Genomic DNA, 16,005 nt, shown 5'->3' with positions numbered 1-16,005 from the left:
GGCTAACCTAGGAGTCCGCCGTTGTGGTGTTCCGTAGGTCGCAGTCGGCTCACATCCCTCTTCGATGGCATCATCCGCAGTGCATTCCGCAGTGCAATCCCACGAGCGGACTCGGTGCGATCGAGGGTGAGGCATGGAGGACTACCGGATAGTCGCGGACGAGATCTCCGCCGACGTCGAAGCGGGCAGGCTCCGCCCTGGCGACAGGCTTCCGCCGCAGCGAAGGTTCGCCCGTGAGCGGGGAATCGCCAACTCGACCGCCGCCAGGGTCTACGGCGAACTCGTGCGGAGGGGCGTCGTGGTCGGCGAGGTCGGCCGTGGCACGTTCGTCCGCGCCGGGAGGCCGCCGCTGGAGACCGCGCTCGCCGAACCGGGCGGCGCGACGGTCGACCTCGAACTCAACTTCGCCGTCCTCCCGGAGCAATCCGCGCTGGTCGGGAAGGCACTGGAACCGCTCCTGCGGGACGACGTCCTGACAGCGGCGCTGAGGCCGGGCAGCGTCACCGGCTCGAAGCAGGCGCGTGACGCCGTCACCGGGTTGCTCGCGAGAGACGGCTGGACGCCGGAAGTCCTCTTCGCCGGAAGCGGCCGCGAGGCCATCGCGGCCGCCATCGCCTCCTTCGTGCCGATGGGGGAGCGGCTCGCCGTCGAGGCCATCACCTATCCCGTGGTCAAGGCGCTCGCCGGACGGCTCGGCGTCCAGCTGGTGCCCGTCGAGACCGACGACCAGGGGCTCGTACCCGAAGCGCTCACGGCCGCGCACGCCGCCGCGCCCGTCCGCGCGCTCTACGTCCAGCCGACGCTGCACAACCCGCTCGGGTCCACAATGGACGAACAGCGGCGCGCCGAGCTGGCGGAAACCGTGCGCCGGCTGGACATCCCGGTGATCGAGGACGGGATCTACACCTTCCTCCGGCCCGAGGTCCGTCCGTTCGCGACCTACGCGCCGGAACGCACGGTGTTCGCCGACAGCATGTCCAAACGGCTCGCTCCCGGGCTGACCACCGGTTTCCTCGCCGTGCCACCGGAATGGACGGAGCGGCTCGCCGCGGCGGTGCGCTCGGGCGGCTGGGTCGCGCCCCGGTTCGCGCTCGAAGCCGCCACCCGGTGGATCACCGGCGGCACGCTGGAAACCGTCGAACGGGCCAAACGCCTGGACGCCGCGGAACGCCAGCGGGTGACGGCGGACCGGCTGGCCGGGTTCGCCCTGCGCGCGGATCCGCGGGCGTATCACTGCTGGTGGGAGCTCCCCGAGCACTGGCGTGCCGAGACCTTCGTCGCCGCGGCGGCGCGACGCGGGATCGCGGTCACCCCGGCGGCCGCGTTCGCCATCGTCCCCGGACACGCCCCGAACGCGGTCCGGCTCGCGGTGTCCTCGCCTCCGCTGGAGACACTCGCGGCCGCTTTGGACGTCCTCGCCGGACTCGCCGCCGGCCGCCCCGAAGACGCCGGCGTCGACTGACTCCCGCCGCGTTCAGTCCTCCAGTTGCGGTCCTTGCGCGTGCAACTACCGCAACTGGAGGACGAAACGCGGGAGGTCAGGGGTGGGGTGCCCACTTGCCGATGAAGCTGCCACAGGTGACGGTCTGCCCGGTGAGCCGCGAGCGCAGCGCGTTCTCCATCCCCAGGTAGTCGAAGATCGGCGCGTCCGCCGCGACCTCGGCGGGCACCGGCCCGCCCCGGGTCAGCGTCGGCATGTCCACGGTCTGGAACAGCACCAGGTAGTCGCCGTCGCGGTTGAGTTCGTCGGCGGTCGCGAGCATCCGTTGTGGAGCGTCGGCGACGATCTCCAGCGGCAGCGGCCATTCCAGCGGGAACGGGTTGCGCAGGCCGAAGGCGGGGTAGGCGAACGGGTTGTCGGGCAGCACCGCCGTGCGCCCCGCCGGGAACCGCGTGACGCAGTCCTGGATCTGGGACACGTAGGTGAAAGTGCCCGGGTTCGTCCGGATCCCGCGCATCGACGGCGTCACCGTGCCGAGGTCGCCGGTCAGCTTCTCGTGCGCCATGTCGAGGTACGCGGCCTCGTCGTGGTGCGCGATCACGGCCCAGCCCGACGCCAGCACCGCGACCAGGCCCATCGCCGTGGCACCCGCCAGCCCGAGCCGCCGGGACGGCGCGGGCAGCGGCGGCAGCGCGTCCGACAGCAGCAGGATCGCCGTCAGCGCCAGTGTTCCGGTGAACAGCGTGGGGGTGTCGTTCCCCCAGGACAGGCTGGTCATGAAGCCGGTCGCAAAGACCAGCGCGCCCATGCGCGGGAACCGGCGCGTCGCCGCCCAGTTCACCAGCAGCGCGACGCCGAGGATCCACCAGAGGACGTCCGCCCAGCGCGAGGCGCCGGTGAAGTGCCCATCGACGACGGTGCCGACCACCACCGCCACCCCGGCCAGTACCAGCAGCCGCGCGACGATCGCGCCGGTGAATCCGGCGCGGTCGCGGAAGATCCCGAGCAGGGCGAGGAGCGCACCCGCGATCACGAAGAAGGTCAAGCCCCGTACCGGTGGCCGCAGGAGGGTCTCGGGATTTCCCAGCCACAGTCCGAGAAGTCGTTCGCCGTACGCCGGGACGCCGCCGGTGAGCTGCTCGGCCATCGCCCCGAGCCCGCCGTCGAGGGTGACGATTCCGATGTACAAGACCAAAAAGGCGCCGAGCGCCAGCAGATCCCAGGCCAGGCGCGCCCACCAGCGGCCGGTGCGGAACGCGCCCTCGCGCAGCGAGGGGTGCAGCAGCAACCAGAGCAGCGCGATCAGCGGCACCGGCGCGAAACTCTGCTTGACGAACACCGCGGTGCCCAGCAGGACCAGGCCGAGCCGTCGCGGCCACGCCTTCCCGTTGCGCAACCCGGAATCCAGTGCCCAGGCACCGCAGGCGGTCAGGAAGATCCCGTCGATGGTGTGCCACGCCATCAGCGGGAACGCGTTGAGGTTCAGCAGCGACGCGGCCGCCGTCAGCCCGGTGAGCCCCGGCCCCCAGTCGCGGACGCGGCGACGGGTGACCAGGACGGCGAACGCGATGGTCGCCAGGATGATCTCCAGCATGCTGAGCACGCTCGAGACGAAGAACAGCGGCCCCGGCAGGACGAAATCGACGATGTGCAGGTACGCCGAACCCAGCGGGCGCGCGGAGATGATGTCGGAGTGCGGGACCTCGCCGTGCAGCACCCGCCACGCCTGGGCGAGGATGAAACCCTGGTCCGACGGGTGGAAACCGAAGCGCCCCACCCGGAGTTCGGTGACGACGGCGAGCACGAGGACCCATGTCACGTGCAGGGAAATCCGCAGCACTGTCCTGGACGGACGTACCACCGCGGTGTCCGGTCCGGTCGACAGCGGGGGACTGGCGACGTCCACACTGCCCCTTCCCGCTCGTCCCTACCTCGGCCCGTGCCCGCCGACCCCGGCGTATCGGAAACCGATGGTAGCGGCCGGGGGCGTCCCCCGATCGAGCCCGGCGGCGAGGACGTCAGGGACGACGGCGCCAGACCAGCCTCGTGACCGCGCCCGCCACCGAGGCGAGCGGGGCCTTCCGGGGCAGGCCACGGGATTCCGGCGCGGACTCCGGCATCGCGCGGTAGACGAGATGGGCGAAGAACCGCGTCGTCTTGGGTGCGACGAGCGTCACCAACTCGGCCGCCGTGCCTTCGGGCAGATTCAGGATCTCCGGTCGTTTCTCCAGTGCCTTCACCACGAGAGTGGCGGCGCGTTCGGGAGAACTCGACGGCATGCCGCGGTAGGACCCGGTGGGGGTGATCATGTCGGTGCGCACCAGCGGCATCCGGACCGAGGTGAAGGTGACGCCGTCGGAAAGGGTCTCCCGGCCGGCGGTCAGCCCGAACTCCTCCAGGGCGGCCTTCGAGGCCAGGTAAGCGGAAAACCGCGGCGTGTCGGTCTGCAGTCCTTGGGTGGTCACGTTGACGACGTGGCCGAACCCGCGGGCGGTCATCGACGGCAGCAGGCCGAGCGTCAGCCGCACGGGACCGAAGTAGTTGATCGCCATCGTGCGCTCGAAGTCGTGGATCCGTTCGGTGGACAGCGAAAGCGAGCGCCGGATCGAGCGGCCCGCGTTGTTGACCAGCATGTCGACGGCGCCGTGCGCGGCGAGCACGTCCTTGACCAGAGCGTCGACAGCGCCGCCGTCGGTGAGGTCGCACGGGTACGCGGACGCCTTGCCGCCCGCCGCGACGATCTGCTCGCGGACCTCTTCGAGTTCGTCGGCCCGCCTGGCCACGAGGATCACTTCGGCGCCCTTCGCGGCGACTGCCAGCGCGGACGCGCGCCCGATCCCCGAAGAGGCGCCGGTGATCAGTACCTTGCGGCCGTCGAGCGGTTCCGGCCCCGGACGGCGGCGGCCGCGATCGGGGTCCAGGTGCCCGAGCCAGTACCGGTAGAGCGGACCGGCGTATTCCTTCAACGGCGGCAAGGAGATCCCGCTGCCTTCGAGCGCCGCCGTGGTCGCGCTCGTGTCGAAGTCGACCTCCAGGCTCAGATGCGGCAGGACCTCGAGCGGGATGCCGAGTTCCGCCAGTACCGCCGCGCGGGCCGAGCGTCCGCCAGGAACGCGATCGAATCCGGCAGCCGCGGACTTCGCCAGCCGGATTCCGGCGCGTTTCAGCGCTCCGGACGGCCGGGCGGGGAGGACGGCGGAGATCTTCGGGCCGCCCGCGGCCCGCGCGAAGGCGTTGTAGACCTCGTGCAACGGCTGCGGTCGCGGCGACGCGAGGTGGTACGTGCTGCCGCCGGGCGCGTCGACGTGCATGAGGTGCTCGATCGCTTCGACGACGTAGTCGACCGGCACGATGTTCGTGGCGCCGAGATCCGGGGCGGCCAGCGGGAGGCGGCGCGGCAGCGTGGCGAGCCGCGAGATCGCCGGGAGGAAGTAGTACGGGCCGTCGATCTTGTCCATCTCGCCGGTGCGCGAATCGCCGGCCACGGCGGACGGCCGGTACACGCGGTACGGCGTTTTCCCGTGCCGTCGCACGAGTTTCTCGGCCTCGAACTTCGTCGCGTGATACGGCGACGCGAAGGACTGGCCGAGATCGAAGTCGGCCTCGGTGAAGCGCCCGGCGTACTGCCCGGCGACCGCGATCGACGAGACGTGGTGGAAGAGCCCGGCCTTCGCGGCGGCGGCGAACTCCAGGACGTTGCGGGTGCCGTCGACGTTGGCCGCCCGGTTGGCCGCTTCGTCCGCGGTGAGGTCGTAGATCGCGCCGAGGTGCACGACGTGGTCGAGGTGACCCAGACGGGCGGGATCGATGCCCAGCGAGGGGTCGGTCAGATCGCCGGTGACGGGAACGAGCTTCTCGTGGCTCGGGAGCTTCCCGCGTGAGGTCTCCCTCACGAGAACATGGACGGCTACGGTCTCAGGTCGCCGTAGTAGGCGCGCGACCAGGCGTTTGCCCAGAAAACCCGTCGCGCCCGTCACGAAGTAGGTGGTCATGGCCGGCTCCTTCCGAACGGAGCCGACTCTACCTACTCAGAAGTAGGAACGGTAGTTGTCATTCACTGTGATCCGGATGTTCGGCCACCGCGACCACGGCGTCGCGGAGCGCGGCGCGCAGGCGCCCCACGTCCAGCGGCCCGAGTACGGCGGCTTCTCCGGGCGGGGCCACGAGCACGATCTTGTCGCTGCTCACGAACACCGTCACGTCCCTGCGCCTGCCGGCCAGATCCCGGCAGCCGACCGACCATTCGTCCCGGGGTGCCAACGTCCTCATCCTCCCGTATCCCATGATCTCCCTTTCTCGTCCGTGGCTGGGACGAGGTGATTTCGGGGCCGTGACGCGGGTTACCCGACATTCCTACTGATGGGTTAACCGGGCGTGCGTCCTGTGATCGACTTCCGGTTTCGCTAGGCCGGACGAGGGCGGACCGGAGTAGCGTCCGAGGGAAAGCCTGCTTGGGAGGTCTCTGTGTCCGAACCCAGGAAGATCGTCATCGTCGGGGCCGGCCTGGCCGGAGCGACGGCCGCCGGGGCGCTGCGAGAACGTGGCTACGCGGGCGAAATCCTGCTGCTCGGGAGCGACACGCATCGCCCGTACGAACTACCGCCGTTGTCCAAGGGTCTTTTGCTGGGCAACACCGATGAACCCGATTGGGTGCACGACGAGGGTTTCTACGAAGAGAAGGACATCGCCCACCGGGGCGGGGCGACCGCGACCAAGATCGAACTCGGCGCGCGGCTCGTGCTCGACGACGTCGGCGGTGAGCACCGGTTCGACAGGCTGGTCCTCGCCACCGGGTCCCAGCCGCGCCCGCTCCCGGTTCCCGGGGGCGATCTCCCCGGCCTGCGGACCCTGCGCACACTCGACGACGCGCTGGCGTTGCGTTCGGCGTTCAAGGACGCCGAACGGGTGGTGATCGTCGGGGCGGGCTGGATCGGGACCGAGGCCGCGGCGGCCGCCAGGGAACACGGCGCCGAGGTGACCGTGGTCGACCAGGTCGGCTCGCCGCTGCTCGCGGTGCTGGGCGATCAGGTGTCCGGCGTCTTCAAGGACCTCCACACCGAGCACGGCGTGAACTGGCGTCTGGGTGAAGGGGTCGCCGGGTTCACCGGCGGTCCGGCCGGGGTGTCCGGCGTCCGCCTGCAGAACGGTGACGAGCTCCCCGCGGACGTCGTGCTGGTGGCCGTCGGCGCCGCGCCGCGGGTCGACCTCGCGCACGCCGCCGGACTGGAACTGTCCGACGACGGCGGTGTCTGCGCCGACGCCGGTTTGCGGACCGCCGCGCCCGACGTCTACGCGATCGGCGACATCGCCGCGCACTTCCACCCCCGCTACGGGAAACGCGTCCGCGTCGAGCACTGGTCGAACGCGAAGTGGCAGGGCGAGCACGTCGCGGGGAACCTGCTCGGCGAGAACGAGCCGTACCTGAAGAGCCCGTACTTCTTCTCGGACCAGTACGACCTCGGCTGCGAGTACCGCGGCCTCGCCGATCCCGACACCGATCAGCTGGTGGTGCGCGGCGATCTCGCGGCGCGGGACTTCACGGCGTTCTGGGTGCGGGACGGTCAGGTGACCGCCGCGATGAACGTCAACCAGTGGGACGACGGGGACGCGTTGAAGGCTCTGGTCGACGGGCGTGCGACCGTGACCGCGGAGCAGCTGCGGACAGCTGATCTCAAGTCGCTCGCGTGACCCGTGCAATGAAGGGGACTTTCATTGCAAAATTCGCAATGAAAGTCCCCTTCATTGCACTCTCGCGAGGGGCTAAGCAGCCTGAACGACCAACGCCCGCGAAGGACGCGTCATGGTCCCGAAGGCCAGCAGGGCGAGGACACCGAAGGCCGCCATGGTGATCCCCATCGGCACGGCGGTACCGGCGCCGCCCAGCCCGACCAGCGGCGTCGCCAGCCCGCCGACGACGAACTGCAGCACACCCAGCAGCGCCGACGCCGAACCGGCGGACCGCGCCTGGTCGGCGAGCGCCAGCGAACTCGCGTTCGGCGCCACCATGCCGATGCTCGACACCAGGACGAACAGCGGGATCAGCAGCCCGATCAGGCCCAGGTCCAGCACCGCCGCGGCCAGCACGCCGAACCCGGCCACCGCCGCGATGACGAGGCCGACGGTCAGCAGCGTCCGTTCGGGGAAGCGTCCGACGATGCGCCCGTTCAGCTGGCCGACGGCCACGATGCCGATGCCGTTGAGCCCGAAGACCAGGCTGTACGCCTGCGGGCTGAGCCCGTAGACGCCCTGCAGCGCGAAGGACGATCCGGAGATGTAGGCGAACAGGCTGCCGAACATGAGCCCGGAAGCCAGGGCGTAACCCAGGAAGCCGCGGTCGCGGAACAGGCTCGCGTACTTCCGCATCACCGAGCCGAAGCGCGCCGGCGTGCGGCGTTCCTCGGGCAGGGGCTCCGGCAGCAGGAAGAAGACGACGGCGAGCAGGATCGCGCCGAACACGGTCAGGCAGACGAACACGCCGCGCCACGAGGTCCAGTTCAGGATCTGGCCGCCGATGATCGGCGCCAGGATCGGGGCGAGCCCGTTGACCAGCATGAGCAGCGAGAAGAACTTCGTCATCGCGGTGCCGGAGTAGAAGTCGCGCACGGTCGCCCTGGCGATCACGATGCCCGCCGCGGCACCGAAGGCCTGGACACCGCGGGCGGCGATGAGCAGCTCGGCGCTCGGGGCGAAGGCGCACAGGAGCGAGCCGACCATGTAGAGAACGAGCCCGGCCACGAGCGGTTTGCGGCGGCCGATCGCGTCGGACAGCGGTCCGAGGATCAGCTGGCCGATGGCGAGCCCGATGATGAACGCGCTCAGCGTCAGCTGGACGGTCGCGTCCGCCGCGCGCAGCTCACCCGCCATCTGCGGGAGCGCGGGCAGGTACATGTCGATGGACAGGGGCCCGAAGGCGGACAGGCCGCCGAGGATCAGGACGAACCTCACGCGTCCGGTCGTGCTCGGTCGCGCGATGGTTTCTTCCACTCGCTCGGGCGCGATGGTCATGCTCTTCCCTTCCCCAGTGACGGTTCCGCGAGGAACAACTTGCTTAGAGTAGGTAACTATTCCCGCTGTGAGCCAGCGCACGCCAACTTTCGACAACTGATCCGATCAATTGTCGAACAAATCCGGATGGCTCTAGATCTTTCCGGACCTCGTCGGGTATACATCGGATGTCTGTTCGTTGCTGATGGTTCGGTCGGAAGGAAAATCCGTGCAGCTGTTGCGTCTCGGGGAGCCGGGAAGTGAGCGTCCGTTCGTACGTGCCGGGGATGGCACGGTGCGCGAGCTCTCGGGGCTGACCTCCGACATCGATGGCAGCTTCTTCGCGAGCGACGGTGTCGCCAGGGTCGCGGCCGCGCTGGCCGCCGGTGAGCTGCCCGAAGCCGGTGCCGAAGCCGCGGGGGCCAGGGTCGGCGCGCCGATCGCCCGGCCCGGCAAGGTCGTCTGCATCGGGCTCAACTACCGGCAGCACGCCGAGGAGTCCGGTGCCGCCGTGCCGACCGAGCCGGTCGTCTTCATGAAGGCCTCCGACGTCGTCGTCGGCCCGGAGGACGACGTGCTCGTGCCGCGGAACTCGACGAAGACCGACTGGGAGGTCGAGCTCGCCGTCGTCATCGGCAAGACCGCTCGCTATCTCGACAGCGTCGACGAAGCCCTGGAGTACGTCGCCGGGTACGCCGTCTCGAACGACGTGTCCGAGCGCGAGTTCCAGCTCGAACGCGGCGGCCAGTGGGACAAGGGCAAGTCGTGTGAGAACTTCAACCCGCTCGGCCCGTGGCTGGTCACCGCCGACGAGGTGCCCGACCCCCAGGACCTCGGCCTGCGGCTGTGGGTCAACGGCGAGAAGAAACAAGACTCCTCCACCAGGGACATGATTTTCACGGTCGCCGAGATCGTGCATTATTTGAGCCAGTTCATGGTGCTGCGTCCGGGCGACCTCATCAACACCGGAACCCCGCAGGGCGTGGCGCTCGGTCAGCCCGATCCCAAGCCGTACCTGCGGGAAGGTGACGTCATCGAGCTCGAGATCGACGGCCTCGGCCGCCAGCGCCAGACCGCGAGGCAGGCGTGATGGCCAAGATCGTGGGCATGGAGGTGCTCGACGTCCGCTTCCCCACCTCGCGGGAGCTGGACGGTTCGGACGCCATGAACCCGGACCCGGACTACTCGGCCGCGTATGTCGTGCTGCACACCGACGGCGGCCCGGACGGCTACGGGCTCGCCTTCACCATCGGCCGGGGCAACGACGTCCAGGCCGCGGCGATCCGCGCGCTCGAACCGCATGTCGTCGGCCGGGACGTCCCCACCGGCGCGGCCGCGCTCGGCGACCTCTCGCGGGCGCTGGTCGGCGACTCGCAGCTGCGCTGGCTCGGCCCGGAAAAGGGTGTCGCGCACATGGCGATCGGCGCGGTGGTCAACGCCGCCTGGGATCTCGCCGCGCGCGTCGCCGGGCTCCCGGTCTGGCGGTTCGCCGCCGAGATGTCGCCCGAAGACCTGGTCTCCCTCGTCGACTTCCGCTACCTGTCCGACGCGCTGACCGAACAGGAGGCGCTCGACATCCTCCGCGCCGCCGAACCCGGCCGCGCGGAACGGATCGCCCGGATCGAGCGCGACGGATACCGCGCCTACAGCACGTCTCCCGGCTGGCTCGGCTACTCGGACGCGAAACTCGTCCGGCTCGCCGAACAAGCGGTCGCCGACGGCTTCGAGATGATCAAGCTGAAGGTGGGCGGAAACCTCGAGGACGACGTCCGCCGGATGAAGCTCGCCCGCGAGACCGTCGGCCCGGACATCCATGTCGCCGTGGACGCGAACCAGCGCTGGGACGTCTCGGCCGCGATCACCTGGATGACCGAGCTGGCGCCGTACGACCCGTACTGGATCGAGGAGCCCACGTCGCCCGACGACGTGCTCGGGCACGCCGCGATCGCCAAGGCGCTCGCCCCGATCCGCGTGGCCACCGGCGAGCACGTCCAGAACCGCGTGGTGTTCAAGCAGTTGCTGCAGGCGGGTGCGATCTCGGTGTTGCAGCTGGACGCCGCCAGGGTCGGCGGGTTCAACGAGAACCTGGCGATCCTGTTGCTGGCGGCCAAATTCGACGTCCCGGTGTGCCCGCACGCCGGCGGGGTGGGGCTGTGCGAACTCGTGCGGCACCTGTCGATGTTCGACTTCGTGGCGGTGTCCGGTTCCGACGCCGACCGGTCCATCGAGTGGGTCGACCACCTCCACGAACATTTCACCGATCCGGCCGTCGTGACCGATGGCCGGTACCTCGCGCCGTCCGCGCCGGGCTTCTCCGCCCGGATGCACGACGCGACCTTGCGCCGGTTCACCTTCCCCGAGGGTCCGGAATGGACGGAGATCGCCAGTGAGTGAGTTCGAAGGCCTCGTCGCCGCCGTGACCGGTGGCGCGTCGGGAATCGGCCTGGCCGTCGCGGGCCAGCTCGCCTCCCGCGGGGCGACGGTCGCGGTGCTCGACCTGAAACCGGACGACCTGCCCGAAGGTCTCACCGGATTCCGTTGCGACGTCGGGTCCGACGCCGAGGTCCGTTCGGCGATCGACGCGGTCGCCGAACGCTTCGGCAGGCTCGACGTCCTGGTCAACAACGCCGGGATCGGCGCACAGGGCGACGTCACCGCCAACGACGACGACGAATGGCACCGCGTGCTCGACGTCAACGTCGTCGGCATGGTGCGGCTGGCCCGGGCGGCGTTGCCGCATCTGAAGAATTCGCCGTCGGCCGCGATCGTCAACACCTGTTCGATCGCCGCGTGGGCGGGCCTGCCCAACCGCGCGCTGTATTCGGCCAGCAAGGGCGCGGTGCTCTCGCTGACCCTGGCGATGGCGACCGATCACCTGGCCGACCGGATCCGGGTCAACTGCGTCTGTCCCGGCACCGCGGACACCCCGTGGGTCGGCAGGCTGCTCGACTCCGCCGGCGACCCGGAGGCCGAACGGGCCGCGCTGGCCGCCCGCCAGCCGATGGGCAGGCTGGTGACCGCGGACGAGGTCGCGAACGCGATCGTGTACCTCGCCAGTCCGCTGTCGGCTTCGACCACCGGCACGGCACTCGCCGTCGACGGCGGTATGTACGGGCTGCGTCCGCGCGGCCCGGTCCAGCAGTAGGTTTTCCCCGCTGTCATCAAGGAGGATGCGGTGCGTACGAGGGTGATCAAGGTGGCCGCCGCGGCCACCGCGCTCGGGCTGGCCCTGTCGGCCTGTGGGTCCACGAAGGACAACGCGCCGTCACCGGGTGGCGGTGGGGCGCAGGGTGGCAAGGTCGGCGCGACGATCCCGTTGCTGACCTCGCCGTTCTGGCAGGCCTACAACAACTACGTACCGCTGAAGGCGAAGGAACAGGGCGTCGACGTTCTGCCGACGGTCAACGCGGACAGCGACTCGGCGAAGCAGATCACCGACATCAACACCCTGCTCAACCAGGGCGTCAAGGGCCTGGTCGTGACGCCGCTCGACTCGGCCGCCGTCGTGGCGGGTCTCAAGGCCGCGGAGAACAAGGGCGTCCCGGTGGTGGCGGTCGACGTCGCGCCGGAGAGCGGCAAGGTCGCGATGGTGGTGCGCGCGGACAACAAGGCGTACGGCACCAAGGCTTGCGAGGCGATCGGCGCGAAGGTCACCTCGGGCAAGGTCGTGCAGGTCATGGGCGACCTCGCCTCGGTCAACGGCCGCGACCGGTCCGAAGCGTTCCGGCAGTGCATGAAGGCGAAGTTCCCGGACGTCCAGGTGCTGGAGGTCGCCGCCGAGTGGAAGGCGGACAAGGCTTCGTCCGGTTTGGACAGTCTGCTGACCGCGAACCCGGACATCAAGGCCGTGTACATGCAGGCGGGCGGGGTCTACCTGGCGCCGACGCAGCAGGCGCTCAAGCGCAAGAACCTCTACTTCCCGATCGGTGACCCGAAGCATGTCGTGCTGGTCAGCAACGACGGCATTCCGCAGGAACTGGCCGCGATCCGCGCGGGCGAACTCGACGCGACCGTCTCCCAGCCCGCCGACGACTACGCCAGGTACGGCATGTACTGGGTGAAGAAGGCGATGGCGGGGGAGACCTTCGAGGCCGGGCCGACCGACCACGGCAGCACCGTCGTCGAGATCCGGCCCGGAATCCTCGAAGACCAGCTGCCCGCGCCCGTGATCACCAAGGCCAACGTGGACGACAAGGCCCTCTGGGGGAACAACCTGTGAGCGCGCTGCCCGCCGGGTCCGCCGCCGTGCCGGTGGTCAGCGCACAGGGCGTCGGCAAACGCTACGGCCCGACCGTGGCGCTGTCCGACGTCAGCATCACCGTGCATCCGGGCGAGTCGCACGCGCTCGTCGGCCGCAACGGTGCGGGAAAGTCGACGCTCGTCTCCATCCTCACCGGACTGTCCAAAACGGACACCGGCAAGGTCGAGTTCGGTGGGGTCCCCGCGCCGCCCTTGTCCAAACAGGACGACTGGAAGCGTGCTGTCGCCTGCGTCTACCAGCACGCGATGGTCGTCCCGCAGCTGACCGTCGCGGAGAACCTGTTCCTCAATCGCCAGTCGGGGAAAGGGTTCGCGATCGGCTGGCAGCGATTGCGGCGCCAGGCCAGGGAACTGCTCGACTCCTGGGACGTGCGTGTCGACGTCGACACCCCGGCGGGCGAGCTTTCGGTCGAGGACCGGCAGTTCGTCGAGATCGCCAGGGCGCTTTCCTATGGCGCCCGGTTCATCGTGCTCGACGAGCCGACGGCGCAACTGGACAGCCAGGCGATCGAACGGCTTTTCGGGCGGATGCGCCAGATGCAGGCGAACGGGGTGACGTTCCTGTTCATCTCGCATCACCTCCACGAGGTGTACGAGGTGTGCCAGGCGGTCACCGTGCTGCGCGACGCCAAGCACGTCCTCACCGCGCCGGTCTCGGAAGTCGGCCGCGCCGAGCTGATCGACGCGATGACCGGCGAACAGGGCGGTCTCGCCGTCCGCGACGCTTCGACGCGCGAGGCCCTGGCTTCGGACGCCGGTGAGGTGCTGACCGTCGACGGGCTCTCCGGTGACGGCTTCGAAGACGTGAACTTCCGGATCCACCGCGGCGAGGTGATCGGGCTCGCGGGCAGCAACGCCAGCGGCAAGCATCAGGTCGCCGAGACCGTGTACGGACTCCGTTCGGCGACGTCCGGCACGATCAGGGTCGCGGGAAAGCCGTTGAAGCCGGGCGACATCCCGGCCGCGATCCGCGCCGGAATCGGCTGTGTGCCGAGGGATCGGCACCACGAAGGCCTGGTGCTCGAACACTCCATCATGGACAACGCCACACTGTCCATTTTGGATCGGATGGGCAAGGCGGGAATCGCCGCGCCGGGCGCCCGGTACGAGCGGGCGTCGAGAGCGCTGAAGGACTACGACATCGTCGCGGCCGACGCCGACCAGCCGGTGTCCGACCTTTCCGGTGGCAACCAGCAGAAGGTCGTCCTCGCCCGCGCGCTGGCCGGTGAGCCTCGCCTGGTCGTGCTGATCAACCCGACCGCGGGGGTGGACGTGAAATCGAAGGAGGCCCTGCTCGCGGTCGTCGACCGGGTGCGTGCCGAGGGCAAGGCGGTGCTGATCGTCAGCGACGAGCTGGACGATCTCCGCCTGAGCGACCGGGTGCTGGTGCTGCGCGCCGGTGCCGTGGTCGCCGAACACCGGGCCGGGTGGTCCGACGGCGATCTGGTGGCCGACATCGAAGGAGTCGAGCGCGGGTGACCGAACTGATGACCGATCCGAAGACCTCTTCGTTCGCGGCTCCGCCGAAACGCCGGAAGTTCCGCTGGCTGCGTGAGCTGGCCCTGGTTCCGGCGCTCGTCGTGGTGCTGATCATCGGAGGACTGATCAGTGACACGTTCTTGACCTTCGGCAGCATCGTCGGCATCCTGTCCGCTTCGGCGGCGTTGTCGATGGTGGTGCTGGGCGAATCGCTCGTCCTGCTCACCGGGAAGTTCGACCTGTCACTGGAATCCACCATGGGGATGGCGCCCGCGCTGGGCGCGATGCTGGTGATCCCGGTGGCGTCCTCGGGCTTCGGCACCGAGATCCCCGGTTTCGCGGGCATCCTCGCCGTGCTGGTGGCCGGTGCCGCGATCGGTTTCGTGAACGGCTTCCTGATCGTCAAGCTGAAGCTGAACGCCTTCATCGTCACGCTGGCGATGCTGACGGTGCTGCGCGGCACGCAGATCGGCTCCACACAGGGAAAGACGCTGTTCGACCAGCTGGACGTGTTCACCGCGCTGGCGACGACGACGTTCATCGGGCTGCCGATGTCGGTGTGGCTGGCCGCGGCGCTGTTCACCGCGTTCGGGCTTGGGCTGCGGTATCACCGGATCGGCCGGTCGCTCTACGCCATCGGCGGGAACCGCGAAGCCGCGCGGGCCGCGGGTATCCGCGTCGACCGGATCTCGTGGGGCGTGTTCGTCGTGGCCGGGGTGCTGGCCGCGCTCGGCGGGCTCGCCTATACGGGGTACGTCGGCGCGCTCGGTGCCGATCAGGGGGACGGATTGATCCTTCAGGTGTTCGCCGCTGCGGTGATCGGCGGTGTCTCACTGGACGGTGGGAAGGGCACTCTGGTGGGAGCGCTCACCGGTGTCCTGCTCCTGCAGACGGTCACCAACCTGCTGCAGGTGGCGCAGGTGCCGCCCGAGTGGCTGAAGGCGATCTACGGCGTGATCATCCTGGTCGCGTTGATCATCTCCCGCTACGCGAGCGGGAAGGCCCAGACCTAGCCGCCAGGGGATGCAATGAAGGGGACTTTCATTGCGGATTCTGCGATGAAAGTCCCCTTCATTGCACGCCGGAAGCCGGTTCGAGGACCCAAATGGAGGAAGCTGTGTCAGGAAGCTTCGGCGGCCGCTGTCGGGTCGTCGGCGGTGCCGAGGGCGTTGCGGAGCCACTGCTCCACGCCCGCGACGTGCACGGTGGCCCACGAACGAGCCAGTTCGGGTTCGCGGGCGGCGATGGCCTCGTAGATCGCGGAGTGCTGCTCGCGGGTCTTCGCGACCGCGCCCTCCTGCGTGAGCCCGCGCCAGATGCGGGCGCGCGCGGTGGGGCCGGACAGGCTGTCCAGGAGCGAGCACAGCACCGGATTCCCGGAGCCGTCGGCGATCTTGCGGTGGAACTGCAGGTCGTTCGCGACCAGCGCCTCCACCGTCGGCGAATCGGCCAGTTCGTCGAGCAGGCGGCCTAGCTCCGCGATGTCCTCGTCGCTCATGTGCAACGCGGCCATCGCCGTCGCCGCCGGCTCGAGGATCCGGCGGACGGCGAGGAAGTCCAGCACGGTGTCGTCGCGGTGGAAGTCCACCACGAACGTCATCGCGTCGAGGAGGAGATTCGGTTCGAGGCTGGTGACGTACGTTCCGTCGCCCTGGCGGACGTCGAGCACGCGGATCAGGCACAGGGCCTTCACCGCTTCGCGCAGCGAGCTGCGGGACAAGCCGAGCCGCTGGGCCAGTTCCGCCTCTTTCGGCAGCCTGTCGCCCGGAGCAAGCTCGCCGGAGATGATCATGTCCTTGATCTTGTCGATCGCGACATCGGTGACCGGCATGTTCCACCGC

General features: G+C 69.5%; 13 protein-coding genes. 8 read left to right on the top strand and 5 right to left on the bottom strand.

The genetic code is table 11. The annotated features are described in order from the left end of the window. The first annotated feature begins 133 nt into the window (after nt 1–133). Complete coding sequence (locus BKN51_RS24145; RefSeq protein WP_101609764.1) at nt 134–1,462, top strand: aminotransferase-like domain-containing protein; 1,329 nt, start codon at nt 134–136, stop codon at nt 1,460–1,462. Nucleotides 1,463–1,538: 76 nt separating this feature from the next. Here BKN51_RS24145 and BKN51_RS24140 read toward each other — a convergent pair whose 3' ends face one another. The 3 genes from BKN51_RS24140 to BKN51_RS24130 form a co-directional block, all read right to left on the bottom strand. Beyond that, the gene (locus BKN51_RS24140; RefSeq protein WP_101609763.1) at nt 1,539–3,347 is read right to left on the bottom strand and encodes a hypothetical protein; all 1,809 of its coding nucleotides are present in this window, start codon (nt 3,345–3,347) and stop codon (nt 1,539–1,541) included. 112 nt (nt 3,348–3,459) lie between these two features. Then, nucleotides 3,460–5,433, bottom strand: a complete 1,974-nt coding sequence (locus BKN51_RS24135; protein WP_101609762.1) for an SDR family oxidoreductase — start codon at nt 5,431–5,433, stop codon at nt 3,460–3,462. A gap of 58 nt (nt 5,434–5,491) precedes the next feature. Next, on the bottom strand, nt 5,492–5,710 hold the full coding sequence (locus tag BKN51_RS24130) for a hypothetical protein (RefSeq protein ID WP_039922712.1): 219 nt from the start codon (nt 5,708–5,710) through the stop codon (nt 5,492–5,494). Nucleotides 5,711–5,905: 195 nt separating this feature from the next. On the opposite strand from BKN51_RS24130, the gene BKN51_RS24125 reads away from it, so the two are divergent. Beyond that, a complete protein-coding gene (locus tag BKN51_RS24125; protein WP_101609761.1) occupies nt 5,906–7,129 on the top strand; it encodes an NAD(P)/FAD-dependent oxidoreductase in 1,224 nt (407 codons plus the stop codon). A gap of 72 nt (nt 7,130–7,201) precedes the next feature. Here BKN51_RS24125 and BKN51_RS24120 read toward each other — a convergent pair whose 3' ends face one another. Further along, nucleotides 7,202–8,446 (bottom strand): Bcr/CflA family multidrug efflux MFS transporter, encoded by a 1,245-nt coding sequence (locus tag BKN51_RS24120; protein ID WP_101609760.1) that lies wholly within the window; start codon nt 8,444–8,446, stop codon nt 7,202–7,204. A 208-nt stretch (nt 8,447–8,654) separates the two neighbouring features. On the opposite strand from BKN51_RS24120, the gene BKN51_RS24115 reads away from it, so the two are divergent. From BKN51_RS24115 to BKN51_RS24090, 6 genes are read left to right on the top strand one after another with little or no spacing between them, the layout of a single operon-like run. Next, complete coding sequence (locus BKN51_RS24115) at nt 8,655–9,515, top strand: fumarylacetoacetate hydrolase family protein (RefSeq protein WP_101609759.1); 861 nt, start codon at nt 8,655–8,657, stop codon at nt 9,513–9,515. Next, nucleotides 9,515–10,819 (top strand): enolase C-terminal domain-like protein, encoded by a 1,305-nt coding sequence (locus BKN51_RS24110; protein WP_101609758.1) that lies wholly within the window; start codon nt 9,515–9,517, stop codon nt 10,817–10,819. The genes BKN51_RS24115 and BKN51_RS24110 overlap by 1 nt, the downstream gene beginning before the upstream one ends. Continuing rightward, the gene (locus tag BKN51_RS24105; protein ID WP_101609757.1) at nt 10,812–11,570 is read left to right on the top strand and encodes an SDR family NAD(P)-dependent oxidoreductase; all 759 of its coding nucleotides are present in this window, start codon (nt 10,812–10,814) and stop codon (nt 11,568–11,570) included. The genes BKN51_RS24110 and BKN51_RS24105 overlap by 8 nt, the downstream gene beginning before the upstream one ends. 30 nt (nt 11,571–11,600) lie before the next feature. Next, entirely contained in the window at nt 11,601–12,644 is a 1,044-nt protein-coding gene (locus BKN51_RS24100) for a sugar ABC transporter substrate-binding protein (protein ID WP_168214379.1), read from the top strand. After that, entirely contained in the window at nt 12,641–14,164 is a 1,524-nt protein-coding gene (locus tag BKN51_RS24095) for a sugar ABC transporter ATP-binding protein (protein ID WP_101609755.1), read from the top strand. Before BKN51_RS24100 ends, BKN51_RS24095 begins: the two co-directional genes overlap by 4 nt. Beyond that, nucleotides 14,161–15,177: an ABC transporter permease gene (locus BKN51_RS24090; protein WP_101609754.1), complete on the top strand. Its 1,017-nt coding sequence runs from the start codon at nt 14,161–14,163 to the stop codon at nt 15,175–15,177. The genes BKN51_RS24095 and BKN51_RS24090 overlap by 4 nt, the downstream gene beginning before the upstream one ends. 107 nt (nt 15,178–15,284) lie before the next feature. Here the strand turns inward: BKN51_RS24090 and BKN51_RS24085 are convergent, their stop codons facing one another. Beyond that, nucleotides 15,285–15,995 (bottom strand): FadR/GntR family transcriptional regulator, encoded by a 711-nt coding sequence (locus BKN51_RS24085; RefSeq protein ID WP_101609753.1) that lies wholly within the window; start codon nt 15,993–15,995, stop codon nt 15,285–15,287. Nucleotides 15,996–16,005: the final 10 nt, after the last annotated feature.

Origin of the sequence: Amycolatopsis sp. BJA-103, from assembly GCF_002849735.1 — a bacterium.
In the GTDB taxonomy this organism is placed as follows: Bacteria; Actinomycetota; Actinomycetes; order Mycobacteriales; family Pseudonocardiaceae; genus Amycolatopsis.
This window is presented reverse-complemented; position numbering and strand designations above follow the sequence as displayed.

Bases quoted from the DNA above. Each gene is read 5' to 3' on its own strand.
- BKN51_RS24145 (WP_101609764.1), top strand. From the start codon at position 134: ATGGAGGACTACCGGATAGTCGCGGACGAGATCTCCGCCGACGTCGAA.
- BKN51_RS24135 (WP_101609762.1), bottom strand. From the start codon at position 5,433: ATGACCACCTACTTCGTGACGGGCGCGACGGGTTTTCTGGGCAAACGC.
- BKN51_RS24130 (WP_039922712.1), bottom strand. From the start codon at position 5,710: ATGAGGACGTTGGCACCCCGGGACGAATGGTCGGTCGGCTGCCGGGAT.
- BKN51_RS24120 (WP_101609760.1), bottom strand. From the start codon at position 8,446: ATGACCATCGCGCCCGAGCGAGTGGAAGAAACCATCGCGCGACCGAGC.
- BKN51_RS24110 (WP_101609758.1), top strand. From the start codon at position 9,515: ATGGCCAAGATCGTGGGCATGGAGGTGCTCGACGTCCGCTTCCCCACC.
- BKN51_RS24085 (WP_101609753.1), bottom strand. From the start codon at position 15,995: ATGCCGGTCACCGATGTCGCGATCGACAAGATCAAGGACATGATCATC.